Raw genomic sequence first — 26,125 nt, 5'->3', positions numbered from 1 at the left:
GTCAGAGCTTCTCCACCGGCGCGTACCGCAGCAGCAGCCGCTTCGGCTTGGCGTCACCGAAGTCGATCGTCGCCTCGGCGTTGGCGCCCGTGCCCTTCACCGCGACGACCGTGCCCAGCCCGAACTGGTCGTGGGTGACGCGATCGCCGACCGCCAGGGCGACCACCGGCTTCTCCGCCGTACGCCGTGTGGCGAAGCCGGAGGCGCCGGACGCCGAGGAACGCGAACGGGACGACGACAGCGAGGCCGCGACCCCGGCCGCCGGTCCCGAGGACACTGGTGCGCTCGCGCCCGTCCGCTTCCAGTCCACATGTGTGGGCGGGATCTCCTCCAGGAACCGCGAGGGCGGGTTGTACGACGGCTGCCCCCACGCGCTGCGCATCGCGGACCGCGTCAGATACAGCCGCTCCCGCGCGCGCGTGATGCCGACGTAGGCCAGGCGGCGCTCCTCCTCCAGCTCCTTGGTCTGGCCGAGGGCGCGCATGTGCGGGAAGACGCCGTCCTCCATGCCGGTGAGGAACACGACCGGGAACTCAAGGCCCTTGGCGGTGTGCAGGGTCATCAGGGTGATGACGCCGGAGCCGTCCTCGTCCTCGTCGGGGATCTGGTCGGAGTCGGCGACCAGGGCGACCTGTTCCAGGAACTCGGCCAGCCCGACCGGCTCTCCCTCACCGCGCTCCTGCTCGAATTCCAGGGCCACGGCCGCGAGTTCCTGGAGGTTCTCGATGCGGGTCTCGTCCTGCGGGTCGGTGGAGGCCTGTAGCTCCGCGAGGTAGCCGGTGCGTTCGAGCACGGCTTCCAGGACGGTCGCCGGTCCCGCGCCGGACTCGACGATGGTGCGCAGCTCCTCCATCAGCGTGTTGAACCGCTTCACGGCGTTCGTCGAGCGGGCGGCCATGCCATAAGCCTCGTCGACGCGCTTCAGCGCCTGCGGGAAGCTGATCTTCTCCCGCTGGGCGAGGGCGTCGACCATGGCCTCCGCGCGCTCACCGATGCCGCGCTTGGGCACGTTGAGGATCCGGCGCAGCGGCACCGAGTCCTCCGGGTTGGCCAGGACCCGCAGGTAGGCCAGGACGTCCCGGACCTCCTTGCGCTCGTAGAAGCGAACGCCGCCGACGACCTTGTAGGGCAGGCCGACGCGGATGAAGACCTCTTCGAAGACACGGGACTGGGCGTTGGTGCGGTAGAAGACGGCGACGTCCCCGGCCTTGGCCTCGCCCGCGTCCGTGAGGCGGTCTATCTCGTCGGCGACGAACTGCGCCTCGTCGTGCTCGGTGTCCGCGACGTACCCGGTGATGCGCGCGCCCGCGCCCGCGTTGGTCCACAGGTTCTTGGGACGGCGGGACTCGTTGCGCTCGATGACCGCGTTGGCGGCGGAGAGGATCGTCTGGGTGGAGCGGTAGTTCTGCTCCAGCAGGATCGTCGTCGCGTCCGGGTAGTCCTCCTCGAACTGGAGGATGTTGCGGATGGTCGCGCCGCGGAAGGCGTAGATCGACTGGTCGGCGTCACCGACCACACACAGCTCCGCGGGCGGGACGTCGCCCTCGCTCGGCGGGACGTCCTCGTCGTACTCGGCGGTGCCCACCAGCTCGCGGACGAGGGCGTACTGGGCGTGGTTGGTGTCCTGGTACTCGTCGACCAGGACGTGCCGGAAGCGGCGGCGGTAGTGCTCGGCGACGTCGGGGAACGCGCGCAACAGGTTGACCGTCGTCATGATCAGGTCGTCGAAGTCGAGCGCGTTCGCCTCGCGGAGGCGGGACTGGTAGAGGGCGTAGGCCTGGGCGAGGGTCTTCTCGAAGCCGTCGGAGGCCTGGGCGGCGAAGTCCTCCTCGTCGATCAGCTCGTTCTTCAGGTTGCTGATCTTGGCGCTGAACGACTTTGGCGGGAAGCGCTTGGGGTCGAGCTCCAGGTCGCGGCAGACCAGGGCCATCAGGCGCTTGGAGTCGGCGGCGTCGTAGATCGAGAAGGAGGAGGTGAAGCCGAGCTTCTTGCTCTCGCGGCGGAGGATGCGCACGCACGCGCTGTGGAAGGTCATCACCCACATCGCGTTCGCGCGCGGGCCGACGAGTTGCTCGACGCGCTCCTTCATCTCCCCCGCGGCCTTGTTGGTGAAGGTGATCGCGAGGATCTGGCCCGGGTGCACATGCCGCTCGGCGAGGAGGTGGGCGATGCGGTGGGTGAGCACGCGCGTCTTGCCGGAGCCGGCACCGGCGACGATGAGCAGCGGGGTGCCGGAGTGGACGACGGCGGCGCGCTGGTTGTCGTTGAGCCCCTCCAGGAGCGCTGCCGCGTCGATCGCCGGGCGCGGGGCGCCGTCGCGGTAGTAGGCGTCCCGGTCCGGGGGCAGGTCGAACTTCCCGCCGAACAGATCGTCCGGAACCGGCTCCGGAGTGTGATCGTCCTCGGGCGGCGGCGGTGGTTCCTCCTCGTGCCCGCGAGGGGGCTGGAGGTCCGCCAGGAAGCTGTCGTCAAAGAGGCTGCTCATCGCTCTCCGAGTCTAGGGCGCCCCACCGACAACCCGCCGCCGTCCCGGGAACATCCCCGACGCACCGCCTTCACCACGGCCCGCTGCCCCTCGACCACGTGCTGCGACGCCCCGACCGGAGGTCACGAAAATGTATCGGGCATATCACCCATCAACCTTCACAGAGGCCACACCAGTTGGCTACCGTGCCGGGCAGGCTGTGCGACCCCCACCGGCGAGCCTCGCCGGGCCGCGCGGCCTCCGCCGAGTCCGGCGCCCCCTCGTGGCGGCCGGAGCCGGGGACCCACCGAGACCTTGGGGTGAATCGGCCCCTCCCCCATCGGGGCAGGCCGTAGGGCAACCCTTCCCGCCCGAACCCGACAGCTAACCCGGTAGGCGGAGCATGGAAGGAGTCGCCTCTCTTGGCGTCGCAGCACCGCAAGCCGCGCCCCGCGGGCACGCGCGTAGCAGGCATACGCACGCCCGCCCTCGCCACCGCCGCTCTCACCTCGGTGGCCCTCCTCTCCCAGACAGCCGAGGCCGCACCCGCCGACGACGGCAAGCCGAGCCTGGAGGAGGTGGAGAAGAAGGTCGACGACCTCTACCGGCAGGCGGAGTCGGCGACCGAGAAGTACAACGCCGCCAAGGAGAAGACGACCAAGCAGCGCAAGCGCGTCGACACGCTCCTCCAGGACGTCGCGCAGCGCACCCAGAAGCTGAACGAGGCGCGGGAGGAACTCGGTTCCTTCGCCGCCGCCCAGTACCGCACCGGCGCCTCCGCACCCGACACGGCGACGTTCCTGCTCGCGGACACCCCGCAGGACTACTTCGACCAGACCCAGCTGATGGGCCGTATGACCGAGCGCCAGAAGGGCGCGGTCGACGACTACATCACCGAGCAGGCCGAGACGATGAAGAAGCGCCAGGAGGCCTCCCAGAGCCTCCAGACGCTGACCGAGTCGCAGAGCGAGCTGAAGGCCGCCAAGGCCACCGTCCAGAGGAAACTCAGCTCCGCGCGCGAGCTGCTGTCACAGCTGACCGCCCAGGAGAAGGCGCGGCTGGCCGCGATCGAGAAGCAGCGGCAGGAGGAGGCCGCCCGCAAGGCGGCGGAACTGGCGCGGCAGCAGGCGGCGGAACAGGCGGCGGCGCAGCAGGAGAGCGACAGCTCCACCGGCTCCAGCACGTCGTCCTCATCGTCGCCTTCGTCGCCTTCGTTGTCTTCGTCATCTTCGTCGTCCACGGATTCCACCTACGCCGGCAAGGCCGAGAAGGCGCTCGCCTTCGCCCGCGCGCAGATCGGCAAGCCGTACGTCTGGGGCGCCACCGGCCCGGAGTCCTACGACTGCTCCGGCCTCACCCAGGCCGCGTGGAAGGCCGCCGGCGTCTCCCTCCCGCGCACCACCTACGACCAGGTGAACGCCGGAACGACGGTCTCCCTGGCCGACGCCCAGCCCGGTGACCTGGTGTTCTTCTACGACGACGTCACTCACGTCGGCATCTACATCGGCAACGGCATGATGATCCACGCCCCGAAGCCCGGCACGTACGTCCGCGAGGAGTCGATCTACTACGACGGCGAGTCGTCGATCCACAGCGTGGTGCGACCGGCCTGAGCGACAGGGGGCGGGCGCGCGCCGCCCGCCCCCTGTGCTGCGCCCGCGCGTATTTCGCCGCCCCCGCGCGCGTGCCCCCGCGCAAGCCGCCCCGTGCTCCTTAGCATCGGCGGCATGCCCGGCACCTCTTACCTCCGCGCCTGGCGGGCGCAACGTCCGTCGGCAGCCGGGGCCGCCGTGCTGGCGACCGGTGTCCTGTCGGTCGGTCTGGATCTGGCGGGGCACGAGGTCCTCTCCCGGGTCGCCCTGGCGCTGACGGGCGTCGCCTGGCTGGCACTGGCGGCGGACTTCGCCGTACGGCTGCTGTGGGAGCGGGAGCGGTGGGTGGCCGAGGCCGGTTCGCCGGGGGCGCTCACGGCCGTGGCGGCGACCACCATGCTCGGCGCGCGCCTGTCCGCGCTCGGCTGGCAGACGACCGCCGGCGCGCTGCTGGCCCTGGCGGCGGCGCTGTGGCCCGTACTGCTCGTGGACGTCGTACGCCACTGGGGACCGCGCATGCCGGGAACGGTGTTCCTGTGTTGTGTGGCCACACAGGGGCTGTCCGTGCTGGGGGCGACGCTCGCCCGCGCGGAGGCCGCGGCCTGGCTGGCACACGCCGCGCTCGTGCTGTTCTGGCTCGGGCTGCTGCTCTACGGTCTCGCGCTGACCCGCTTCGATCCGCGGCAGGTCGCCCGGGGCGCCGGGGACCACTGGGTGGCGGGCGGCGCGCTCGCCATCTCGGCGCTCGCGGGGACCAGGCTGCTCACGGCCGAGGACAGCGGTCTGTACCTGTGGAACGCGGACGACCACGGCGTGCTGCGCACGGTGACCGTCGCACTGCTGGTGCTCGACCTGAGCTGGTATGTCGTTCTGCTGGCCGCCGAGGTGCGGTGGCGCCGCCCGCGCCACGACGTGCGGCGCTGGGCGACGGTGTTCCCGATGGGGATGACGGCGGCGGCGACACTGTCGGTCGCCGCCGCCGTCGACGTCCCGTGGCTGAAGGGGCCCGGGCAGGCGCTGCTGTGGATCGCGGTGGCGGCATGGCTCGTCGTCGCCGCGAGGGCCGTCCGGTCCGGCCGCGCGTCCGTCAGGTCCAGAGCACCGCGATGAAGATGTTGGCCACGGTCAGCAGGCCGACCAGGCCGAACAGCGGCTTCTCCACCTTCTCGTCGTCCCGCTTCACATAGACGAGGCCGAGGATCACGATCAGCAGGGCCAGCTTCACGCCGATCTTGATGTTGTCGACCTCCTGGTCGTCGGCCTGGTTGAGGCCGACCAGGATCACACCGGTGACCAGCATCGTCGCCGCACCGTGCAGCATCGCGGGAACGAAGCGGGCCGTGCCCTGGCCCATCGCCTTCATCTGGGTGAGGAAGCCGCCCAGCAGCGCCGCGATGCCGATGATGTGCAGGCCGACGAAAAGATGGATGAGTACGTCCATGGAGCCGGATGCTAATCAGCCGCACGGACACGCCCGGACACCGGCCCTGGCCCTCCGAGGCCACATGCATATATGCGCCATAGCACCGTCGCGCTCCGCCGTGTCCCGGATCGGCCGCATCGGTCAGCGCGTCGCGCGAAGTCGACGACCCCGAACCGCGCCGATGACCACTTACGGTCACCGGACGGTCCGCTCGTGTCACTTCCGCACATCGCGTTACCGACGTGACACTCACGGGCCTAGCGTCCTCCCCCAGGTGACCGGCTCCCCACCGCCGCCCGGGCCAGGGGCGGCAGTCGGACACCACCGCCGAGAAGTCCGGCGGCGGGCCCGCTCCCCTGTGCGGGGCCGCCGTCGGACGCGTCAGCCGCACCCTGCGGTCGTACGTCCGTCCGCTCCCCCGGCGGGCACGGGCCCCACCCGGACCCACCCGACGGCCGTACCGACGAGGCGGTCGTACGAAAGGACGTGCAGTCCCACGTGGCAGCGCACCGCAAGCCCCGACATCGCTCGCTCGGCGGTCATTCGGCCCGTACGGCGGTCACCATCGCCCTCGCCGGCGCGGCAGGCGCGACGGCGTTCGACGGAACCGGACACGCCGAGCCGAAACCGACACCGGCGCAGGTCAAGGCCAAGGTGGACAAGCTGTACCAGGAGGCGGAGGCCGCCACCGAGAAGTACAACGGGGCACAGGAGAAGGTGTCGGCGGCCCAGCGGCGGCTGAAGACGCTGCGGGACGAAGCCGCGCGCAGGGAGGCACGGGTCAACACGGCGCGGGAGGCGCTCGGTTCGATGGCGGCCTCCCAGTACCGCAGCGGCGGCCTCGCCCCGGCGATGCAGCTGGCGCTCTCCGACGACCCCGACCACTACCTGGACAACGCCGCCTTCGCCGAGCGGGCCGGCCACCGCCAGTCCGCCGCCGTCACCCGGGTACGCAAGCAGCTGCGGGAGATCGAGCAGCTGCGCGGCGCCGCCCGCGTCGAGCTGACCTCGCTGAAGACCCGCCAGGCGGAGCTGAAGCGACACAAGAAGACGGTCACCGGCAAGCTCGACGCGGCACGCCGGCTGCTGTCCGAGCTGACGGCGGAGGAAAGGGCCCGGGTCACGGGAGGCACGGGCACCGGGACGGAGACCCGCGCCTCCCGCACCTCGACGGGCACCCGCGACGGCCTCCCCGCTCCGGGCTCCGCCACCGCCCCCCACTCGCGTGCTGCGGCCGCCGTCTCCTACGCCTACTCCAAGCTCGGCAGCCCCTATGTGTGGGGGGCGACCGGGCCGAACGCCTTCGACTGCTCGGGCCTCGTGCTGGCCGCGTACCGCTCCGCGGGCGTCTCCCTGCCCCGCACGACCTACGCCCAGATCGACGCCGGCCGCCGCGTCTCCCGCTCCGAACTCCTCCCCGGTGACCTGGTTTTCTTCTACTCAGGCATCACTCACGTCGGCATCTATGTCGGCGGCGGCCGCATGATCCACGCTCCCAACCCGTCCGCCCCGGTGCGAGTGGCGCCGCTGGACGAGATGCCTTACGCGGGGGCCACTCGGGTCGTATGAGCCGGTCGCGGCAGGGCCTTCACACCAGCCGCCGAGCCGTCGCCCACCGCGTCAGTTCATGCCGGTTGGACAGCTGGAGCTTCCTCAGGACCGCCGAGACATGGGACTCGACCGTCTTCACCGAGATGAAGAGCTGCTTGGCGATCTCCTTGTAGGCGTAGCCACGGGCGATGAGACGCAGGACTTCGCGTTCGCGCTGGGTGAGACGGTCGAGGTCCTCGTCGACCGGCGGGGCGTCGGTGGAGGCGAAGGCATCGAGGACGAACCCGGCGAGGCGCGGCGAGAAGACGGCGTCGCCCTCCTGCACACGGAAGATGGAGTCGACCAGGTCGGCGCCGGTGATCGTCTTGGTGACGTAACCGCGGGCGCCGCCACGGATCACCCCGATCACGTCCTCCGCCGCGTCCGACACGGACAGCGCGAGGAAACGCACGGGCCGCTCGGTGTCAGCCGTCAACGCCGCACAGCGGCGCAGCACTTCGACACCGCCTCCACCTGGCAGGTGCACATCCAGCAGCACCACCTCGGGCCGGGTGGCGGTGATCACGGTGACCGCCTGGTCGACGTCCGCGGCCTCACCCACCACCTCGACGCCGGTCTCCTCGGTCCGGCCGATCTCCGCCTGCACACCGGTACGGAACATGCGGTGGTCGTCGACGAGGACCACGCGTGCGTGGCGCCCGCCCGGGGCCTCGTCGGAGGTCCGCGCCGGCTCGGCCGCCCCCGCCGCCGCGTTCGTGTCGGTCGGGTCGCTCATGACGTCTTCTCCGCCCTCTCCATCTCCAGCTCGACCTCCGTGCCGCCGCCCGGCACCGACCGCAGCCGCGCCGTGCCGCCGTTGCGCTCCATGCGGCCGATGATCGATTCTCTAACGCCCATGCGGTCGGCGGGTATCGAGTCCAGATCGAAGCCGGGGCCTCGGTCCCGGACGGACACGAAGACCGTCCTTCCCTCGACCTCGGCGTAGACCTGCACGGCACCGCCCTCGCCACCGTACTTGGCGGCGTTCACCATTGCCTCGCGCGCGGCCTGCATCTGCGCGGCCACCCCCTCGTCGAGCGGGCAGTCGCCGACGACCACGACCTCGATGGGGACGCCGTGCTTGTCCTCGACCTCGGCGGCGTTGCGCCGGACCGCGTCGGCGAGGGTGGTCGGCTCGTCGGCCTCGTCCTTCCCGGTGCCTTCCGGCTTGTACAGCCAGGTGCGCAGGTCGCGCTCCTGGGCGCGGGCGAGGCGGCGCACCTCTCCGGCGTTCTCCGCGTTGCGCTGGATCAGGGTGAGCGTGTGCAGCACCGAGTCGTGGACGTGCGCGGCGACCTCGGCACGCTCCTGGGCACGGATGCGCATCAGACGCTCCTCGGAGAGGTCCTGCGTCATCCGGACCAGATACGGCCCGGCGAGCAGGGTGATGCCGACGAGGACGGCGAGGGCGGCCTGGAGGACCGAGCCGAGGTGAGCGGCGGACCCCTGGAGGACGAAGATGCCGGAGACGCCCGCGGTGACCAGCAGGACACCACCGCCCGCGCGCAGCAGCGTGAGCGTACGACGTCTTCGGCCGACCTCGACCCAGCGGGCCCGGCGGGCGTTGTCCGCCTGGCGCCATACCAGGGCGACGCCCGCGCCGACCAGGACGGCGGGCACGAGGTACGCCTTGGCACCGTTGCCCAGGTTCACATTGCCCACGAAGACCATGGCGACGACGACCATGAGGAGCAGGGCGACGATCTGGCCCTTGTCCGGTCTGCGGGCGACGAGTCTGCGGCGGCCGTCGGGCGCGGTTTCGGTGGTGACGAGGGAGGGGGGTTTCTGTCCGCCGACGCCGCCGATCCCCAGCGGCACGAAGAACCAGAAGGCCGCGTAGAGCAGGGCGCCGAGGCCGTCCGCCAGGAACAGGCCGACGAAGACGAGCCGCACCCAGATGACGGGCAGCCCGAGATGCCCGGCGAGCCCCCGCGCCACGCCACCCAGCCAGCGTCCGTCGCTGCTGCGGTAGAGCTTGCGCGGCGGTCGCGGTTCGACGAGTGGCGCTGCTGCGACGTCCGGCATGCCATCGATGGTCACACGGGCGCCCGGCCCGGGCATCAGGGTTTGCCCCCGAGACGCCCCTGATCTTCGAGGCCCGCGCAGGTCGAACAGCTCCCGGGCCCGGGCTCAGGGCCGATATCAGGGTCCGACCAGGGTCATTCCGACTGCCGCCGGGGCGTCTCGCCCGCCACCATTGACTCATGACAGATCACCAGCACGCCGCGGACGCCGTGCCCGACGGGGGCACCGCGCCCGACGCGGCCGCCCCGTCCTCAGGCACCCCGGGCGCCGCAGGTGAGGAACCTCGCGCGCACGGGCAGGCGGGCGCGCACGGAAAAGGGGGCGGCTCCGGCTCCGCTCCCGGCTCCGGCTCCACCCCCGGCTCCGCTCCCGCCGACCCCCCGCGCAGGTTCCGCCGCGACCGCGAGCACAAGATGCTCGCCGGTGTGTGCGCGGGCCTCGGGCGGCAGTGCGACATGGACCCGGTGATCTTCCGGATCACGCTCGCCGTGCTCTCGGCGACCGGCGGCATCGGCCTCATCTTCTACGGCTTCGCCTGGCTCTTCGTCCCGTACGCCGACGACGACGAGAACGAGGTCCGCAAGCTGCTCACGGGCCGGGTCGACGGCCAGGCGCTCACGGCCGTGCTGTTCGCGCTCGTCGGCTGCGGGGTGTTCCTGTCGATGCTGAGCAACGGGGGCGTGCTGACCTTCGCCGTCGTCCTCTCCTTCCTCCTCGCCGGCGCCGGGTACTGGTCGCGGCACCGGGACGCCTCCGACAGCGACCCGCTCGCCGCACAGGCGGTCGCCGACGCCCCGCCGGAGGCCCAGGCGCCGCCGGTCGCGGCCGCCTACCCCTCCTGGTGGCGCGAGCCCATAGTCAAGGACGGCACGCACGACGGCGGCACGGGCTACCTGTGGGGCCCGAGAGACGCCCGCACGCCGGACGTCACCTCTGTCTTCGATGTCAGACTCACCGGCCACACCGGCGTCCGCCAGGACATCCGCGCGGCGCACGGCGGAGCCGCCAGACCGCGCGGCCCCCGCTGGATCGGCGGCTGGTTCTTCCTGCTCGCGATGCTCGTGGGCGGCCTCGTCACCCGGGGCACCTGGGAAGAGGAGCCGCTGGGCACCAGCCTCCAGGCCGGCCTGGCCACCGCGCTCGCCGTGCTGGGCCTCGGCATCGCGGTCAGCTCGTTCCTGGGGCGCACCGGGGCGGGGTCGATCTTCCTGGCGGTCGTCACGGCGGGGCTGCTGGCCGGCGCGGCCACCCTGCCGAAGGACATCGGCACGCACTGGATGGAAACGACCTGGCAGCCCACGGCGGTGGCGGACGTGCGGGAGGGCTACGACCTCGGCACCGGCGAAGCCACCCTGGACCTGTCCCGGCTGGAGTTGGGCAAGGGGCAGACCGTGAGTACCAACGCCGAGGTGGGGGTCGGCCGGCTGCGGGTGGTGGTGCCGCCGGACGTGACGGTGAAGGTGCGGATCGACGTGGGCCTGGGCGACATCCAGTTGCCGGGCGAGGACGAGAAGGACGTGGACGTGGAGCCGGGCAAGCACAAGGAGGTGACCCTGTCGCCGGTCAAGGGCGGCAAGGACACCGGGACGATCGACCTCGACCTCCAGGTCGGGGCGGGACAGGCGGAGGTGGCCCGTGCTGCGTCATGAGTTCCGGCCGGGCAGGCTCGTCGCCGGCATGGCCTTCACCCTGGCCGGCGTCATCTACGTGGGCGACGCGGGCGGCCTGTGGGAGACGCCGTGGTTCGTCGTCATCCCGGTCGTGGCGGTCGGTCTCTCCCTGGCCGGGGCCACCGGTGTCCTGACCCGCGCGCTGCGCAGACGCCGCGGCATCCGCCGGGGCTCTGGGGCGGATACGGCCGCGGGGTCGGAGACGACGGCCTGACCGTTGCCCGACGACGGGACCCGGAACAGTCCCGGAGCGGCAGAGCCGGTCACCCAAGCCTCATGGCCGGTTCAAGGGCAGCCGCAAGGCCCGCCCATGGGCAGCAAGGCGCGTCCGGAAGGGAAGCCGCAAGGCTCCCCTTCCGCTGGAAGCCATGAGGCGCGTCCAGGGGCAGAGCCGCAAGGCCCCTCCGCAGGGAAGCCGCAAGGCGCGTCCAGTGGCAGCCGCAAGGCGTGTCATTGGGACGCCTCAGGGCCGGTTCATGGATCCGCGAGGCCGGTCCACCACGATGGGCCTCGGGGCCGGTCTACCGGAGGGCCGCTCCTCGGTGTCGCCGCCTGGAGCGCCAGGCGGCGTCCAGGGAGAGGACGGGGGCGCCGGCCAGGACGAGGGGGAGCCAGGCCATGAGATAGGGGAGGTCGTTGCCGTAGTAGTAGGGGTCCGAGGCCCAGCTCACCGTCAGCCACAGGCTGAGCGAGATCAACGCGCCGCCGAGGGCGGCAAGGCGGGTGAGGAGGCCGAGAAGGGTGCCGATACCGACGGCGAGTTCACCGAAGGCCATCGCGTAGCCGAACCCGGTCGGGCTCTTCAGGGCGAGGTCGACCAGGGCGGGGATGGCGGAGCTGTCCCGGACGGCGCGCATGGTCTCGCCGATCGAGCCGGCGCCGCTGTCCTGGATGAAGGCGCTGTCGGTGAGTTTGTCGACTCCGGCGTAGATGAAGGTGACGCCGAGGAAGACGCGGAGGGGGAGAAGGGCGTACCGGGTTGCGGTGTCCCGCCAGTCGCGGTCGCCGTCGAGGTAAGGGGGGCGCCTGTCCGTTCGCATGCCGTGAGTCATCGCCCGTAGCCGCCTCTCGCCGACGTGGTGGGACCCCTCAACAGACCATACGTAGGAAAGGGGATGTGCGCTCAATGGTTCGGCTGGTCTTTTCTCACCTCATGTCGGCCCTCAGGTGGGCGATGCGCCGCTCGGCGCGGTCAGTCCGTCACGTCGATCGTGTAGCGGTTCGTCTCCACTCCGGCCGCCGTGATCACCTGGACCTCGACCCGTCCCGGTTCGACCTCCGCGGGGACCGGCACGGTCAGGACCGCGTCTGTGGGGTTGCTGAAGCCGCCCGTGACGGGGACGAGGGGCACGTGGACATGGACCGTGCCGATGCGCACGACCATCCGGGACAGACGGTCGGCGGCCTGGGCTCCGGGCGGGACGAAGCCCGCGCCGCGGATCTCGATGTCGTCGCCGGTGCGGATCGGGGCGTCCAGATCACCGGCCTCGCGGGAGCGGACGACGGAGAGGATCACCGGGCGGCCGCCCTCCGCGTACTTGCCGGCGAGGTAGGTCGCGGCCGAGACCAGTACCACCACGGCGAGCCCCCAGGGCAGGTCGGGCAGTTGGTCGGGACGGCGGGCCAGGCGTACGGCGGCGAAGGCCAGCGCTACGGCGCTGATCACGACGTACTGGATGTCGGCGAAGGTGCCGCGGCCCGCGTCGTCGGTCAGCAGGTCGGCGGCGCGGGGACGGTGGGCGCGGACCTTCTGCAGCCGCTGGGAGAGGACCCGCAGCCCCACCACCCGCCGCACCAGGACGGCGATCGCACAGACCACGGCGAGGACGGTCACCACTCCGGCGCCGCGGGCCAGGTCGAGTCCGGAGAGCAGAGCGTCGCGCTCGGCGGGCCCGGAGGCGGCGGCCAGCCGGCCGGCCAGGACGAGGACGGCATACGCCACGAGCAGCACCCAGGCGGCGGCGACCGCGCGGGAGGTGGACAGGCGGTTGTCCTCACCGATGACGGGGGCGAGCACCCCGCCGCGCGCCCGGTGGAACCAGGAGGCGGCGCTCAGCGCGCCGGCGACGACGAGTGCGGCGAGCAGGCCCGCGGTGCGGGCCGAGCTCCAGCCGGCGCCGATCGCGGTGAGAGCCTGGACGAGGAGCAGGACGACGACCGCCGCCCACACGGTGCACGCGGTCCGCAGCCAGAGGCGGGCGAGCCAGGCCTCGCCCTCGGCGCGACCGCGTTCGGCGACGAGTTCCGCGGACTGGGCGAGTTCCTCCGACACCCACTGGCGGGAGGCGGACGCCGAGTGGGCGACGGCGGCCGGCAGTCCCTGTCCGGTGGCGAACTCGTCCCGCTTCGTCAGGAACGCGGCGACCGCGCGCCGGTGCCCCTCGCGCGCCCCGTGCGGACAGTCCCCGCAGGTGCAGCCGCCCTCGTGCGCACCCGGCCGCACATCCTGTCTCGCTTCCTGCACCGCCACGTCCGACGCCTACCTTCCCCACGTACCGACCGGGCGGCGGCCCTTGTGGAATCCGGCCACCACCCCGCGAACAACTCCCCAGTGATGACAGCGAATTGTGCCCTACGACACACCGTCGGCCATCGGCAGGTGTGGTCAGCGCGGGTGAAGCGGGGACCGCCGTGTTGACCCGGCGGCGAGATTCCCCCATCACACCCGCAAGGAGTCGCCCTCCACGGCCCTCAACAAACCCACGCCGAGCCGACGCCCACGCCTCCCAGCGCACCGGCACCGAACCAACGCCCACGGCGCGCCGACGCACCGACGCACCGACGCACCGACGCACCGACTCAGCTCAACAGATCCGGCTCGCTGCGGCTGATGTCCTGCCAGAGCGGCTGGTAGTTGATCCAGGCCACCAGGTCGCCGCCGAGTTGTTCGCGGGTGGCGACCGCCGCCCGGTGGTCGATGAGGACGGGGCGGCCGGCGGCGCGTGCGGTGAGCTGGACCTGGCTGGAGCGTTCCATCGACAGGAACCACCAGGCCGCCGCGTCGACCGAGTCGCCTACGGTCAGCAGCCCGTGGTTGCGCATCACCAGTGCCTTGCGGGAGCCGAGTGCGGCTGCCACGCGCCGGCCCTCCTCTGCGTCGACGGCGACCCCCGTGTAGGCGTCGTACAGTGCGTGGTCCTCGTAGAAGGCGCAGCTCTCCTGGGTGATCGGGTCGAGCAGTTCGCCGAGGGCGGCGAGGGCGCGGCCGTGCACGGAGTGGCAGTGGGCGACGGCGACGACGTCGGGCCGGGCGGCGTGGACCTGGGCGTGGACGGTGAAGGCGGCCTGGTTGACGTGGTAGCGGCCGTCGACGACCTGCCCGTCGGCGTTGGCCAGCACCAGGTCGCTCACGGTGACGTGCTTGAAGGGTATGCCGAACGGGTTGACCCAGAAGCAGTCGCTGTACTCGGGGTCGCGTGCGGTGATGTGCCCGGAGACTCCGTCCTCGAAGCCGAGCCGTCCGAAGATGCGCACCGCGCCGGCCAGGCGTTCCTTGCGGTGCCGGCGCTCGTCCTCGACCGACTCGTGCATCGGCGGCATCGCGAACTGCAGCCGGTCGGTGGGCAGCGGGGCAGGCGGCGTGGGCCCGTGCATCGGTCCTCCAGCACTGGGTGGCTTTACGGGGCGGAAGTTACCGTCGGTCAGGGCAAAAGGGCAGAGCCGTTATGTAAAGATGACGATTTCCGTCACCAATGGAGCACGTCTTGAGCCTCGCCGACCGCCACCTCGACTCCCTCATGCGCCAGATCGCGACGCGCGACGCGATCGAACTGATCCATCCGTTCGCGGAGGTGGAGACCCTCGCCGCGCTGGCCTACGTCGCCGAGTGCTACGGGTTCCGCTATGAGGGCGTCCAGCTCATCGGCAAGCAGCGGATCGTCCACGTCCACCTGTTCCGCGATCCGAGCCCGGCGGCCCGGCAGCGGGCGGCGGCCAACTCGGCGGCCTTCCCCGACCCGGGCCACGGCCGCCCGGTGCCCGGCATGTACCTCGGCTCGCTGACGCCGGTCCCGGAGGCGCAGGCGGACGTCGACCTGCTCGCGGCCCTCATCCGGTACGGGGCCCTGAGCGCGGCCGGCAACCGCAAGCAGCTCCTCACCCTCGGCTGGGCCTCGGCGGCGCTGTTCCTGCTGCTGGCGGTGGTGACCGGAAAGTACGTCGTCCTGCTCCCGCTCGCCGTCGTGATGCCGCTGGGCATGCTGGGCGCCCTGCGCGTCAACACGGCCCGGCGCGCGAAGCTCGCGGCGCAGCTCACGGCGGCGGGCTGCACCCCCGTACGGGACGAGGAGACGGGCCGGGAGCGGTTCGTGCGGCCGGTGCCTTATGGCGTGTGAGTCCGGTGCGCTACGGCGTGTGAGTCCGGCGCCCTACGACGGCGGGTGAACACCGGGGGCCTTACGGCGGTTGAACGGGGCTTACGGCGTGTGAAGTCGGTGTCGGACGGCGGGCGGGGCGGATTCCCGCAGCCGTCGGGGTGACCGAGACGGATACCGGACAGAAAATGTCGGGTATCGGCGGGACACTCGTCGTATGACAGCACGAGGCACGACAGTGAACTGGGCGGCTTTCGCGGCGGCGGAGCCCGAGCTGGCGCGGACCGTCGAGGACCGTTTCGGCGGTTACACCCACCACATCCTCGCGACTCTGCGCAAGGACGGCTCGCCCCGCACGAGCGGCCTGGAGATCCGTTTTCTCAACGGTGAGCTGTGGCTGGGCATGATGCCGGGCTCGCTCAAGGCCCTCGATCTGTGCCGGGACCCGCGTTTCTCGCTCCAGGCCAACCCCGGTGAGGGGACCGACATGGGCGGCGGGGACGTCCGGATCAGCGGCCGGGCGGTGGAGGTCGACGACCCGGAAACGCGGGCCGGATACGCGGAAAAGGTGGAACCGCCTGAGCGGTTCCACCTCTTCCGGGCCGAGCTGACGGAGGTCGTGCGGACCTACGTCGAGGACGACACCTACCTGGTCGTCGACGTCTGGAAACCCGGCGAGCCCGTGCGCACGATCAAGCGCACATAGCGCTCACCGAGTACCGAGCACCGAGCACCGAGCTCAGGGTTCACACCTCGCAGCTCACAGAGCTCAGGAGAGCTCACGGGGGGTCACTCCCACTCGATGGTCCCCGGCGGCTTGCTCGTCACGTCGAGGACGACCCGGTTGACGTCCCGCACCTCGTTGGTGATCCGCGTCGAGATCCTCGCCAGCACGTCGTACGGCAGGCGCGACCAGTCGGCGGTCATGGCGTCCTCGGAGGAGACCGGGCGCAGCACGATCGGGTGGCCGTAGGTGCGGCCGTCGCCCTGGACGCCGACACTACGGACGTCCGCGAGCAGGACCACCGGGCACTGCCAGATGTCACGGTCGAGGCCGGCCGCCGTCAGCTCCTCGCGGGCGATGGCGTCGGCCTCGCGGAGCAGGTCGAGCCGCTCCTTGGTGACCTCGCCGACGATCCGGATGCCCAGGCCGGGGCCGGGGAACGGCTGGCGCTGGACGATCTCCTCCGGCAGGCCAAGCTCCTGGCCGACCATGCGGACCTCGTCCTTGAACAGCTTGCGCAGCGGCTCGATGAGCTTGAACTCGAGGTCCTCGGGGAGGCCGCCCACGTTGTGGTGGGACTTGATGTTGGCGGTGCCGGTACCGCCACCGGACTCGACCACGTCCGGGTACAGGGTGCCCTGGACGAGGAACTCCACCGCCGGGCCCTCGTCCGCGATGATCTCCGCCTGGGCCTGCTCGAAGACGCGGATGAACTCGCGGCCGATGATCTTCCGCTTCTCCTCGGGGTCGGAGACCCCGGCGAGCGCCTTGAGGAACCGCTCCTCCGCGTCGACGACCTTCAGCTGGACGCCGGTCGCGGCCACGAAGTCCTTCTCGACCTGCTCGGTCTCGCCCTTGCGCATCAGACCGTGGTCGACGTACACGCAGGTCAGCTGGGATCCGATGGCCTTCTGGACCAGCGCGGCGGCCACGGCGGAGTCGACGCCGCCGGACAGGCCGCAGATCGCGCGCTTGTCGCCGACCAGCTCGCGGATCGCGGTGACCTGCTCCTCGATGACGTTGCCGGTGGTCCAGTCCGGCTTCAGGCCGGCGCCCCGGTAGAGGAAGTGCTCCAGCACCTGCTGGCCGTGCGTGGAGTGCATGACCTCGGGGTGGTACTGGACGCCGTAGAGCTTCTTCTCGTCGTTCTCGAAGGCGGCGACCGGGACGACGTCCGTGGACGCGGTGACGGCGAAGCCCTCGGGGGCGGCGGAGCAGGCGTCGCCGTGCGACATCCAGACGGCCTGCTCGGCGGGGGTGCCCTCGAAGAGGGTGGAGGACGACTTGGAGACGTGCAGGTCGGTGCGGCCGTATTCGCGGGCGCCGGTGTTGTCGACGGTGCCGCCGAGGGCCTGCGCCATCAGCTGGAAGCCGTAGCACATGCCGAAGACGGGGACACCGGACTCGAAGAGCTCGCGGTCCAGGCGGGGGGCGCCCTCCTCGTACACGGACGAGGGGCCGCCGGAGAGGATGATCGCCGCCGGGTTCTTGGCGAGCATCTCCGCGACCGGCATGGTGCTGGGGACGATCTCACTGTAGACCCGGGCCTCGCGGACTCGACGGGCGATGAGCTGGGCGTACTGCGCGCCGAAGTCGACGACCAGGACGGTGTCGGGGGCGGCGGCAGCGGGAGTCGCTGATGACACGGGGGCCTTCCGGCGGTTCGGGCGGGGTCTCTGTGCTGGCCAATTCTACCGAGGTGGCCGTGGGGAGCGTCCCGTCGCCCGGAACGTGCGGGGGTTATACTCGCCGCATGCTCACGCACTCGACCTTCCTCTTTACCTATGGCACCCGGCCCGCCGGCTGCCATGGTCGTGCTGCTTGAGCAACTGACAAGCGACTTCCCAGGCGCCCCGGGCCGACAAGGTCCGGGGCGCCTGTCGTTCTTTTCCGGGTCTTGTCGTTCCGGGCGCCCCACCCACCGCGAGGAGCCCCCGATGACCGCAACGACCGCCACCGACACCTCTCTCGACGTGACCGGCGCCCGTACCTCCCAGGCCGCCGACGTGATCACCGGTGCCCGCGAGCGCATCGACGCGCTGGACGACAGGATCATCGGTCTCATCCAGGAACGGATGGCGGTCTCCGCCGTGATCCAGGACGCCCGTATCGCCTCCGGCGGCCGGCGCGTGAACCTCTCCCGGGAGATGGAGGTCCTCGGCCACTACAGCGAGGCGCTGGGCAAGCCGGGTACGTCTCTCGCCATGACGCTCCTCGAGCTGTGCCGGGGTCGCATCTGAGTTCGGCATCCCTCTCACCCGTACGGCGCGTGACCGGCTCCGGACGGCTTCGTTGGTCCCGGTGTCCGTTCCAGCCAGGGGCGGGCCCGGAAGAACCACGCGTGGCTCGCTGGAGCGATGAGGCGTACGGATCGTGCCGTGCGTCGTGGGACCTCGCTCCAGGGACGTGACCGGACGGCAGGGGACAGCAGCCCGGTCACCCAAGAGAACGGTCGGCCCCGGGGACGCCCGGGGCCGACCGGCGGAAATTGCAAAAATGCACAAGGGCTGGGTCAAACGGTTGCGGGCGCCGCGTTCATCCAGCACGATGCGTAGAAAGCCCCGAACGACCCAACTCCCCTCCCGGGCCACCGGTTTGTGGTGCGGTGTCCCGCTCGACCGCCAAAGGTCCAGACCTGTCGCACGCCCCATGTGCGCCGGGGCGCCGACCCGGCGCGAATCCGGACGACAACAGGATTCAGCCGGGTGCCAGATCTGGTGGTGGCCGGCGGCACGAGGGCGGCACGCAGGCCGTGCCCCGGCGGGCAGGAGGCGGGCGAGTTCGGCGACAGGCCAGGCCAGCGGCGCAACCCCCCGGCGCCGCTCCCCAGGCACCGGCGCTGCCCTGACGCCGGTGCTGACGAAAGAAGGGCCCCGCGGTTCCGTCCCGCGGGGCCCTTCGCCTGTGCACTCCGCGCAACCCTTCGCCTGAGCGCCCCGCGAGCCCCTTCTCCTCCCTGGACGCCAACCCCGGCGGGACCGGGCGCCCCCACCCCGGCGGGACCGGACGCCCCCACCACGAAAGGGCCGGGCGCCCTCACCTGGAAGAGCCGACGCCCCCCCGGAAGGGCCGGGCCGTCAGACCCGGGACACCGTCCCGCACTCGCCGGAGTCGGCCGCCGCCCCACCGAGACCCTTGCTGCGGTCGTAGGGATCCGTGGTCGGGCCGGTCGGCGCGGGGCCCGTGGGATCCGCGCTGTCGAACTGCGGGTGCAGGAAACCGTCGTAGACGTCGCACGCCGAGTTGCCGATCTCCTGGTCGTAGGCGAGGAGGACCAGGCGGCCAGGGGTGACCCGGAAGTGGGCGGGGTCGGAGAGCTCGACGTCGATCACGCGGCGCACGATCGTGCGGGTGACCTCCGTGGAGCCGCCGGCAGGGCTGACCGGGTAGACGAAGGTGTAATCGGCGTGCACGGCGACGCCGGCGTACTGGCCCTTCTTGACCGTCATATGGCCGCGCGTCTTGACCACATTGCCGACCAGCCGGACCTCGTCGGGATCGAAGCGGCTGAACAGCAGCACGGGGTCGTACTTCTCGCTCGGGGAGCGCAGGGAGGTGTTCAGGTTGTCGAGCACCTCCGGCTGCTGGGGGTCGAGGACCGAGAGCGCGGCCGTGGGGCGCCCGCCGCGCAGGACCTTCGCGTCGAGGTTGGCGCCGACCAGCAGTTTCTTGGTGAGCTGAAGGGCCTGCGCCACCCGCTCCCCGGACGCGGATCCGACGGCCTTCGCGGGCGGCAGGACGATGCCGGCCTCACCGTCGGCCCAGCGCAGGGCCGGGGAGCCGGCGAAGGGCTGGTCGAGGGTGGGGACCTGGTCGGGGGCCTCGCCCGGCGCCCCGGTGGGGGCGGCGGTCTCCGCGGGCAGGGGCGAGGCGACCGCCTTCGGCTCGCCCGCGCCGAGGGGGTCGCCGGGCAGCAGCGACGGCTTCAGCGACACGGCGACCACACCGAGCGCGGCGGCGACCCCGAGGACGGACCACCACCGTCGGCGCCGGGCCGCCCGGCCGTCCGTCTCCCGCCAGGCCGGTCCGGTCCGCCAGCCCTCGGGCTCCCCCTGGTTCCGCAGCCGCTCGGTGACCATACGGGCACGGGCGGACGGCTCCTTGGGAGCGGAGCCGGACGCCCCGTCCTCACTGTCGCGGAGGAACTTCTCCCACTCCTCATCGGAAATGCCGGACATGCCGAGCGCCCCCTCTCTTGACCGACCCCGGGCGTCCCGATCGACCCCCAGGCGTGTGTCGATCCCCCCGGGCGATCGCGCGATCGCCCCCCGGGCCTCTCGACCGGCCTCAAGGCCTCTCCACCGGCCCTCAGGCCTCTTGATCGATTGTCAGGCGCAAGACAGTACGGCAGCCGGGGGCCGCGTCCGGCCCACCGGACGAACCTGGCCCTCATCACACAAGACGATGTGATCCAGACCACATAAAAATCGTGTGAGAGACCGTACAACCCTTCACAGGTTTCGTAGATCAAACCTCTCGAACCAAGGGCCACACCCGCGCCCCACACGCGGAGCCCTCCCACTGGACTCCTTGAGGTCTTTCATGAAGCTTCGCCGTGCCATGGCTGCGGCTGCCGCGACGGCCGTCATCGCGCCGTTGGCGCTGCTCTCCGCGCCGGCCGCGTTCGCGTCCGACTCCGCGTCCCCGCCCGTGACCGCCTCGCCCTCGACGGGCCAGGGCTCCCCGAGCCCCTCGGACTCCGTGTCCCAGTCGCCGAGCCCCTCCCCGTCGCCCAGCCCCTCCCCGTCCGACTCGACGAGCCCCTCCCCCTCGGGCAGCGGCTCCCCGTCGCAGTCCAGCAGCCCGTCGTCGAGCCCGAGCCCGTCCCAGTCCGAGACGGAGGAGCCGGACCCGGAGCCGTCGGTCTGCGCGGACACCAAGGTCGACGTCAGCATCGACGGCCTGCCGGGCAAGATCGCGGCCGGCAGCGGCTGGCACAAGTTCACGCTGAACGTGCTGAACAACTCCGACTCCACCCTCCAGGACCTGACCTTCTTCGCCGGGGCGGCCGCCGACGAGTACGGTGAGGAGCTCTTCGAGACCAAGCAGGTCCAGCTCCAGGCCTGGAACCCGGACGACAAGGTCTGGGAGACCCTGGACGAGGAGGGCTACGCGGTCGGCTTCGTCGGTTACGCCGACGAGCTGAAGCCCGAGTACGAGGTCGAGATCCCGCTGCGCCTCAACGTGAAGAAGTCCGCCCCGGTCGGCGCCGGCTTCTCGCTCGGCGCGACGATCTACGGCGACAGCGCCGCGGAGTGCACCGGCTTCGGCGACATCTCCTACAAGTTCAAGATCGTCGCCCCGGGCACCGACACGGACGGCACCAAGCCGCAGGAAGGCGGCAAGGCCCCCGTCACCGACACCAAGCCCGGCAGCACCACCCCGAAGGTCACCGGCAGCCTCGCCGAGACCGGCTCCAGCTCCGCCCTGCCGATGATCGGCCTCGTCGGCGGTGTCGCCGTCGTCGCCGGTGCGGGCGCGGTGTTCGCGGTGCGTCGCCGCAAGGCGGAGGCGTAAGCCATCACGAAGACGGAGGCGTAAGCCTCATCGCGACAGAGGGACCTGCGCTCGGAGGGGGGCGCAGGTCCCTTTCTCGTCTCCGCTTCCAGACGCCACGCGGACGGGCTCACGGACGTCTCACGGACGCCACGCGGACGTCTCGCGGACGGGCTCGCGGGAAGTCTCTGGATGTCTCTCGGTCTACTGCTTCGGCGGCACCGTCGGCAGCCCCAGGAACGGCAGCCGCAGTGCCGCGAAGGCCTCCGCCGGGACCGCCGGCGACTTCGGCTCCACCGGCTTCAGCCGCTCGTACGCCGTGCCCTGTGCCGGGCGCGGGTCCTCCTCGCCCTTGTTCGGCCAGTACGACATCGCGCGCTCGGCCTGGGCGGTGATCGTCAGGGACGGGTTCACGCCCAGGTTCGCCGAGACCGCCGCGCCGTCCACGACCGAGATGCCGGGGTGGCCGTACAGGCGGTGGTAGGGGTCGATGACGCCGGTCTCGGGGGAGTCGCCGATCGGGCAGCCGCCGAGGAAGTGCGCGGTGAGCGGGGTGCCCATCAGCTCGCCCACGTTGGACCCGGCGAAGCCGTTGATGTCGGCGGCGATCGCGGAGGCCGCCTCGGAAGCCGCCCTGATCTGCTTGGGGTTGGGGCTGCCGTGCCCCTGACGCGCGGTCAGCAGGCCCTTGCCGACGCCCGCCGGCTTCAGATAGGTCGTCAGCGAGTTGTCCAGCGACTGCATCACCAGTCCGATGATGGTCCGCTCCGACCAGCGGCGGTTGGAGAGCGACCGCAGCACGAGCAGGGGATGGCGGGCGGCGTTCGCCAGCCATCCGGCCACTCTCGACGAGCCCTCGGCGTACGGCACCTGAAGGATCGACAGGCCGCCCATCGAGTTGGAGCCCTTGCCGTAGCGGACCGGCTCGATGTGGGTGTTCTCGTCGGGGTGGATGGAGGAAGTGATGGCGACCCCGCGCGTGAAGTCGACCTTCGGCCGCCCGGTCGCCTTGCGGTAGCGGCGGTCGTCGGTCTGCGCACCCACCAGTGCCTCCGAGTTGGTGCGGGTCAGCTCGCCCAACCGTTCCGACAGGTACGGCAGCAGGCCGCCCGCCTTCATGCGGTGCAGCAGGGTCTGGGTGCCGTAGGTGCCGGCGGCCAGCACGACCCGGCGGGCCGTGAAGGTCCGCCCCTCGCCCTTGCGGGGCCGGTCGGTGGGCAGGGTGGCGACCGCGTAGCCGCCGCGTGAGTCGTCCGTGACCGACACGACCGTCGTCATCGGGTGCACGGTGGCGCCCGCCTTCTCGGCGAGGTGCAGGTAGTTCTCGTTCAGGGTGTTCTTCGCGCCGTGACGGCAGCCCGTCATGCACTCGCCGCACTCCGAGCAGGCCCGCCGGGACGGTCCCGCACCCCCGAAGTACGGGTCCGCGACCTCCTCCCCCGGCCGCGCCCTCACCGACCCGTCGGCGTCCTCGCCGTCGCCGAAGAAGACCCCCACCGGCGCCATGTGGAAGGTGTCGCCCACGCCCATCCGCTGCGCCGCCGCCTTCAGGTGCACGTCGGAGGGGGTCATGGTCGGGTTGAGCCGTACGCCGAGCATGCGCCGCGCCTGGTCGTAGTACGGCTTCAGCTCCTCCTGCCAGTCGGTGATGTCCCGCCACTGGGGGTCGTCGAAGAAGGCCTTCGGCGGTACGTAGAGGGTGTTGGCGTAGTTGAGCGAGCCGCCGCCGACGCCCGCCCCGGCGAGGACCATCACATTGCCCAGCAGGTGGATGCGCTGGATGCCGTAGCAGCCGAGCCTGGGAGCCCAGAGGTAGTTCCTCAGGTCCCAGGAGTTCTTCGGCAGGGTGTCGCGGGTGAAGCGGCGGCCGGCCTCCAGGACGCCTACGCGGTAGCCCTTCTCCGTGAGGCGCAGGGCGGTCACCGAACCGCCGAAGCCCGAGCCGACGACGATGACGTCGTAGTCGTAGGTGTCCTGAGGCACGGCGTTCTCCTCTTCGAGTGTCGCGTGCGGGCCTTCTGGTGGTGTCTCGCGCGGGGCCGCGCCCCTAGAAGTCCCTCACCTGAACCGGAACGCCTTCATCAGGCGGAGGCTGCGGCTCATGAAGGCCGCGTACTTCTCGTCGTCCATGCCCAGCGAGGGAGCCATCGGCAGCAGGCGCTGCTGGGCGATCGTCTGGGCCTCGGTGTACTTGAGGATGCCCTCGGAACCGTGGCGGCGGCCGAGGCCGGAGTCCTTCATGCCGCCCATGGGGGACTGGACGCTGCCGTAGGCGGGGGCGTAGCCCTCGTTGACGTTGACCGTGCCGGTGCGCAGGCGGGAGGCGATCTCACGGCCGCGGCGGCCGTCCTTGGTCCAGACGGAGGCGTTCAGGCCGTACGGCGTGGCGTTGGCGCGTTCGACCGCCTCGTCGTCGGTCCGGAAGCGGTAGAGCGAGACGACCGGGCCGAAGGTCTCCTCGGTGCAGACCGCCATCGGCTCGGTGACGCCGTCGAGGATGGTCGGTTCGAAGAAGTACGGGCCGATGTCCGGGCGGGCCACCCCGCCGGCCACCACCGTCGCGCCCTTGGCCACGGCCTCCTCCACGTGCCGGGTGACCGTCTCCAGCTGGCGTTCACCGACCAGGGAGCCCATGTCGGCGCCGTAGGCGAGGGAGGTGCCCAGGCGCATGGCCTTGGTGCGGGCGGCGAAGCGCTCCAGGAAGGCGGCGGCGATCGACTCGTGGACGTACAACCGCTCGATGGAGATGCAGAGTTGGCCCGCGGAGGAGAAGCAGGCGCGGACCGCGCCCTCGGCCGCCCGCTCGATGTCGGCGTCCTCCAGGACCAGCATGGCGTTCTTGCCGCCGAGTTCCAGGGAGACACCGACCAGGCGGGCGGCGGCGCCCTGGGCGACCTCGCGGCCGGTACGGGTGGAGCCGGTGAAGGAGACGTAGTCGGCGTGCCGGACGACCTCGGGGCCGACGACCGGGCCGTCGCCGATGACGACCTGGAAGACCTCGGCGGGCAGCCCGGCCTCGATGAGCAGGTCACGCGCCCACAGGGCGGTGAGGCAGGTCTCCGTGTCGGGCTTCATCACGACCGCGTTGCCCGCGACGAAGGCGGGGAGGGCGTCACCGACCGACAGCTCCAGCGGGTAGTTCCAGGGGGCGATCTGACCGACGACGCCGCGCGGGTGGCGGAGTTCGGTGACCTTGGTGAGGGTCGGCACGGCGCCCGCGTGGCGCTTGGGCTTGAGGTAGGCGGGGGCCTTGCGGCCGTAGTGGCGGGCCGCCACGGCGACGGCCTGGACCTCCTCGTGGGCGTGCAGGCGGGCCTTGCCGGTCTCCAGCTGGATCAGGTCCAGCACCTCGGCCTGGCGTTCCAGGATCAGGTCGTGGAAGCGGAGGAGGACGGCCGCCCGCTCGCGTATCGAGGTCCGGGCCCAGACGGCCTGGGCGGTACGGGCCGCCGCGTACGCCTTCTCCACGTCCTCGGGGGTGGACTCGGGCAGGTCCGCGAGCTTCTCGCCGGTGAACGGCGTGTGGTTGGCGGTGCGCCCGGAGCCGACGACGCCCTTGGTCAGCTGGGCGACGAGCTGGGGGGTGACCACGTCGGCGGCGGTGCGCACACCGGCGGGGGCGGGGGCGAGGGGGTTGGTGCCGGTCTTCTCCGGGGCCTGCGAGTCCGTCATGACGCGCAGGGTATGACGTGCGGGTCGGCTTTGGGTACCCGCCGGTAATAGGGATTCACCGACCGCACACATGACGCCAGCGTTCACTGGCAAGAACCCGCTGATCAGGGCCGTACGCGGCCGGTTCCTAGGGTGTGCCGATCCGAAGGCGGTCACGGGCCGCCTTGAAGACCGCCGTGCCCTGTTTCTCGTCCGGTGTCCCCTTGGGCATGTCGACGCGCAGCTCGTACAGCCGGCCGTCGTCGGTACGGACGAACAGCTCCATGACGCGCTTCGGGGTGCCGTCCCTGCCGTAGGTGGTGTCGGCGAGGACGGCCTCGTGGCCGTGGAAGCTGGTGCGGGTGGTCTGGGTGCGCGCGTCGCCGTCATAGCCGTCCCAGGTCCTGTGCGACTGCGCCGCCCGGCCCGTCGGGGAGGCGGGCGCCCGGTCCCACAGGGTGAGGCGTACGCCGACGGAGCCGGCCGAGTAGACCACCTGCCGGGGCTGCTCGCTCGCGCCGCCCCGCCGGGCGGACTCCCGGTACCGGGCGGGGAGGGAGAGGACGGCGTCCAGGTCCGGCTCGCTGTGCGCCACCCACGAGTCGGGGGTGGGGCTGGTGCTCGGACTCGCGCTCGGCCTCGGACTCGGACTGCGTCCGTCGGCCAGTGGCGCCTCTTCGTAGGTCGCGGTCAGCCCCTTGGCCTGCCGGTCGTCTCCCCCGAACGCCGCTGTGGCGAACCAGGCACCACTGCCGCTGAGCAGGGCGGCGAGGAGGGCCATGGGGAGGGGGCGGCGGTGGAGGGGGCGGCGCGCGGGGGCCGGGCGTGACGGGGGTGCGGCGACGCTTTGGGGGGCGAGTGCCGGGGTTTCGTCGGGGGCGGTCGCCGAGGTTTTCCCGGGGGCGGTCGCCGAGGTTTCGCCGGGGGCGGGGGTCGGCGTAGGGGTTTCCTGCGGGGCAGTGGCAGGGCTTCCGCCGGGGCCGGTGTCCGGGGTGCTCTCGGGGCCGGTGGCGGTCGCCGCGGTGGCCTCGGGGGCAGTGGCCGGGGTTTTGTCAGGGCCGATGACCGGGATGCCCTCGGGACCGGTGACCCTGATGCCCTCGGGGCCGGTGGCCGGGGTGTCCTCCGGGGCGGAGACCGTGTCCTCCGGGCCGGTCGCGGGGGGATCGTCCTCGCC

Annotated in this window: 20 protein-coding genes, 1 pseudogene and 1 riboswitch; of the genes and pseudogenes, 9 read left to right on the top strand and 12 right to left on the bottom strand. The window is 71.7% G+C overall.

What is annotated here, in order from left to right; all coding sequences use genetic code 11:
• Position 1: 1 nt before the first annotated feature.
• Positions 2 to 2,485: a DNA helicase PcrA gene (gene pcrA / locus ALMP_RS04670; RefSeq protein ID WP_264924898.1), complete on the bottom strand. Its 2,484-nt coding sequence runs from the start codon at positions 2,483 to 2,485 to the stop codon at positions 2 to 4.
• A 231-nt stretch (positions 2,486 to 2,716) separates the two neighbouring features.
• Positions 2,717 to 2,878: riboswitch (cyclic di-AMP (ydaO/yuaA leader) on the top strand.
• An 8-nt stretch (positions 2,879 to 2,886) separates the two neighbouring features.
• Here pcrA and ALMP_RS04665 point away from each other — a divergent pair.
• Both ALMP_RS04665 and ALMP_RS04660 read left to right on the top strand, forming a co-directional pair.
• Entirely contained in the window at positions 2,887 to 4,077 is a 1,191-nt protein-coding gene (locus tag ALMP_RS04665; RefSeq protein ID WP_264924897.1) for a C40 family peptidase, read from the top strand.
• A gap of 114 nt (positions 4,078 to 4,191) precedes the next feature.
• Positions 4,192 to 5,166, top strand: a complete 975-nt coding sequence (locus ALMP_RS04660) for a tellurite resistance/C4-dicarboxylate transporter family protein (RefSeq protein WP_264924896.1) — start codon at positions 4,192 to 4,194, stop codon at positions 5,164 to 5,166.
• On the opposite strand, the gene ALMP_RS04655 is transcribed toward ALMP_RS04660, so the two are convergent.
• Positions 5,144 to 5,497, bottom strand: coding sequence for a hypothetical protein (locus tag ALMP_RS04655; RefSeq protein ID WP_264924895.1), 354 nt, complete (start codon positions 5,495 to 5,497; stop codon positions 5,144 to 5,146). The two genes, ALMP_RS04660 and ALMP_RS04655, sit on opposite strands and share 23 nt — an antisense overlap.
• A 480-nt stretch (positions 5,498 to 5,977) precedes the next feature.
• Between ALMP_RS04655 and ALMP_RS04650 the strand changes: the two genes are divergently transcribed.
• Positions 5,978 to 7,048, top strand: a complete 1,071-nt coding sequence (locus ALMP_RS04650) for a C40 family peptidase (protein ID WP_264924894.1) — start codon at positions 5,978 to 5,980, stop codon at positions 7,046 to 7,048.
• A gap of 19 nt (positions 7,049 to 7,067) precedes the next feature.
• On the opposite strand, the gene ALMP_RS04645 is transcribed toward ALMP_RS04650, so the two are convergent.
• The gene (locus ALMP_RS04645) at positions 7,068 to 7,805 is read right to left on the bottom strand and encodes a response regulator transcription factor (RefSeq protein ID WP_264924893.1); all 738 of its coding nucleotides are present in this window, start codon (positions 7,803 to 7,805) and stop codon (positions 7,068 to 7,070) included.
• Positions 7,802 to 9,130: an ATP-binding protein gene (locus tag ALMP_RS04640; protein ID WP_375803429.1), complete on the bottom strand. Its 1,329-nt coding sequence runs from the start codon at positions 9,128 to 9,130 to the stop codon at positions 7,802 to 7,804. The genes ALMP_RS04645 and ALMP_RS04640 overlap by 4 nt, the downstream gene beginning before the upstream one ends.
• A 143-nt stretch (positions 9,131 to 9,273) precedes the next feature.
• On the opposite strand from ALMP_RS04640, the gene ALMP_RS04635 reads away from it, so the two are divergent.
• Together ALMP_RS04635 and ALMP_RS04630 are read left to right on the top strand one after the other, a co-directional pair.
• Positions 9,274 to 10,743 (top strand): PspC domain-containing protein, encoded by a 1,470-nt coding sequence (locus tag ALMP_RS04635; protein WP_264924891.1) that lies wholly within the window; start codon positions 9,274 to 9,276, stop codon positions 10,741 to 10,743.
• Positions 10,730 to 10,978, top strand: coding sequence for a hypothetical protein (locus ALMP_RS04630; RefSeq protein ID WP_264924890.1), 249 nt, complete (start codon positions 10,730 to 10,732; stop codon positions 10,976 to 10,978). Before ALMP_RS04635 ends, ALMP_RS04630 begins: the two co-directional genes overlap by 14 nt.
• A 307-nt stretch (positions 10,979 to 11,285) precedes the next feature.
• Here the strand turns inward: ALMP_RS04630 and ALMP_RS04625 are convergent, their stop codons facing one another.
• The 3 genes from ALMP_RS04625 to ALMP_RS04615 form a co-directional block, all read right to left on the bottom strand.
• Positions 11,286 to 11,816 carry a DoxX family membrane protein gene (locus ALMP_RS04625; RefSeq protein WP_264924889.1) on the bottom strand — a complete coding sequence of 177 codons (531 nt, stop codon included), beginning with the start codon at positions 11,814 to 11,816 and terminating at the stop codon, positions 11,286 to 11,288.
• A 140-nt stretch (positions 11,817 to 11,956) separates the two neighbouring features.
• Positions 11,957 to 13,234, bottom strand: a complete 1,278-nt coding sequence (locus ALMP_RS04620; RefSeq protein ID WP_264924888.1) for a hypothetical protein — start codon at positions 13,232 to 13,234, stop codon at positions 11,957 to 11,959.
• A gap of 329 nt (positions 13,235 to 13,563) precedes the next feature.
• Positions 13,564 to 14,358: a class II aldolase/adducin family protein gene (locus tag ALMP_RS04615; RefSeq protein WP_264924887.1), complete on the bottom strand. Its 795-nt coding sequence runs from the start codon at positions 14,356 to 14,358 to the stop codon at positions 13,564 to 13,566.
• Positions 14,359 to 14,468: 110 nt separating this feature from the next.
• On the opposite strand from ALMP_RS04615, the gene ALMP_RS04610 reads away from it, so the two are divergent.
• Positions 14,469 to 15,098: a hypothetical protein gene (locus ALMP_RS04610; RefSeq protein WP_264924886.1), complete on the top strand. Its 630-nt coding sequence runs from the start codon at positions 14,469 to 14,471 to the stop codon at positions 15,096 to 15,098.
• 196 nt (positions 15,099 to 15,294) lie between these two features.
• Positions 15,295 to 15,783, top strand: coding sequence for a pyridoxamine 5'-phosphate oxidase family protein (locus ALMP_RS04605; protein ID WP_264924885.1), 489 nt, complete (start codon positions 15,295 to 15,297; stop codon positions 15,781 to 15,783).
• Positions 15,784 to 15,866: 83 nt separating this feature from the next.
• Here ALMP_RS04605 and guaA read toward each other — a convergent pair whose 3' ends face one another.
• Entirely contained in the window at positions 15,867 to 17,447 is a 1,581-nt protein-coding gene (gene guaA, locus ALMP_RS04600) for a glutamine-hydrolyzing GMP synthase (RefSeq protein ID WP_264924884.1), read from the bottom strand.
• A 291-nt stretch (positions 17,448 to 17,738) separates the two neighbouring features.
• On the opposite strand from guaA, the gene ALMP_RS04595 reads away from it, so the two are divergent.
• Positions 17,739 to 18,041, top strand: a complete 303-nt coding sequence (locus ALMP_RS04595) for a chorismate mutase (RefSeq protein WP_264924883.1) — start codon at positions 17,739 to 17,741, stop codon at positions 18,039 to 18,041.
• A gap of 837 nt (positions 18,042 to 18,878) precedes the next feature.
• On the opposite strand, the gene ALMP_RS04590 is transcribed toward ALMP_RS04595, so the two are convergent.
• Positions 18,879 to 19,979 (bottom strand): hypothetical protein, encoded by a 1,101-nt coding sequence (locus ALMP_RS04590; protein WP_264924882.1) that lies wholly within the window; start codon positions 19,977 to 19,979, stop codon positions 18,879 to 18,881.
• A 364-nt stretch (positions 19,980 to 20,343) separates the two neighbouring features.
• On the opposite strand from ALMP_RS04590, the gene ALMP_RS04585 reads away from it, so the two are divergent.
• On the top strand, positions 20,344 to 21,318 hold the full coding sequence (locus ALMP_RS04585; RefSeq protein WP_375803428.1) for an LAETG motif-containing sortase-dependent surface protein: 975 nt from the start codon (positions 20,344 to 20,346) through the stop codon (positions 21,316 to 21,318).
• Between the two features lie 183 nt (positions 21,319 to 21,501).
• Here ALMP_RS04585 and ALMP_RS04580 read toward each other — a convergent pair whose 3' ends face one another.
• From ALMP_RS04580 to ALMP_RS04570, 3 genes and pseudogenes are all read right to left on the bottom strand, one after another.
• Positions 21,502 to 23,280, bottom strand: coding sequence for a GMC family oxidoreductase N-terminal domain-containing protein (locus ALMP_RS04580; protein WP_264924880.1), 1,779 nt, complete (start codon positions 23,278 to 23,280; stop codon positions 21,502 to 21,504).
• Between the two features lie 75 nt (positions 23,281 to 23,355).
• Positions 23,356 to 24,969 carry a succinic semialdehyde dehydrogenase gene (locus ALMP_RS04575; RefSeq protein ID WP_264924879.1) on the bottom strand — a complete coding sequence of 538 codons (1,614 nt, stop codon included), beginning with the start codon at positions 24,967 to 24,969 and terminating at the stop codon, positions 23,356 to 23,358.
• A gap of 127 nt (positions 24,970 to 25,096) precedes the next feature.
• Positions 25,097 to 26,125: pseudogene (locus tag ALMP_RS04570) on the bottom strand (serine/threonine protein kinase); the annotation flags it as partial.

The sequence above is a fragment of the Streptomyces sp. A012304 genome (genome assembly GCF_026008495.1).
Lineage (GTDB): Bacteria > Actinomycetota > Actinomycetes > Streptomycetales > Streptomycetaceae > Streptomyces.
Note: the sequence above shows the minus strand (reverse complement) of the source record. Positions and strands in the feature narration are given on the sequence as shown.

Excerpts from the sequence above, each read along its gene's own strand:
- pcrA (WP_264924898.1), bottom strand. The coding sequence starts at position 2,485 with ATGAGCAGCCTCTTTGACGACAGCTTCCTGGCGGACCTCCAGCCCCCT.
- ALMP_RS04660 (WP_264924896.1), top strand. The coding sequence starts at position 4,192 with ATGCCCGGCACCTCTTACCTCCGCGCCTGGCGGGCGCAACGTCCGTCG.
- ALMP_RS04655 (WP_264924895.1), bottom strand. The coding sequence starts at position 5,497 with ATGGACGTACTCATCCATCTTTTCGTCGGCCTGCACATCATCGGCATC.
- ALMP_RS04645 (WP_264924893.1), bottom strand. The coding sequence starts at position 7,805 with ATGAGCGACCCGACCGACACGAACGCGGCGGCGGGGGCGGCCGAGCCG.
- ALMP_RS04640 (WP_375803429.1), bottom strand. The coding sequence starts at position 9,130 with ATGCCCGGGCCGGGCGCCCGTGTGACCATCGATGGCATGCCGGACGTC.
- ALMP_RS04635 (WP_264924891.1), top strand. The coding sequence starts at position 9,274 with ATGACAGATCACCAGCACGCCGCGGACGCCGTGCCCGACGGGGGCACC.
- ALMP_RS04625 (WP_264924889.1), bottom strand. The coding sequence starts at position 11,816 with ATGACTCACGGCATGCGAACGGACAGGCGCCCCCCTTACCTCGACGGC.
- ALMP_RS04615 (WP_264924887.1), bottom strand. The coding sequence starts at position 14,358 with ATGCACGGGCCCACGCCGCCTGCCCCGCTGCCCACCGACCGGCTGCAG.
- ALMP_RS04605 (WP_264924885.1), top strand. The coding sequence starts at position 15,295 with ATGACAGCACGAGGCACGACAGTGAACTGGGCGGCTTTCGCGGCGGCG.
- ALMP_RS04595 (WP_264924883.1), top strand. The coding sequence starts at position 17,739 with ATGACCGCAACGACCGCCACCGACACCTCTCTCGACGTGACCGGCGCC.
- ALMP_RS04590 (WP_264924882.1), bottom strand. The coding sequence starts at position 19,979 with ATGTCCGGCATTTCCGATGAGGAGTGGGAGAAGTTCCTCCGCGACAGT.
- ALMP_RS04585 (WP_375803428.1), top strand. The coding sequence starts at position 20,344 with ATGAAGCTTCGCCGTGCCATGGCTGCGGCTGCCGCGACGGCCGTCATC.
- ALMP_RS04575 (WP_264924879.1), bottom strand. The coding sequence starts at position 24,969 with ATGACGGACTCGCAGGCCCCGGAGAAGACCGGCACCAACCCCCTCGCC.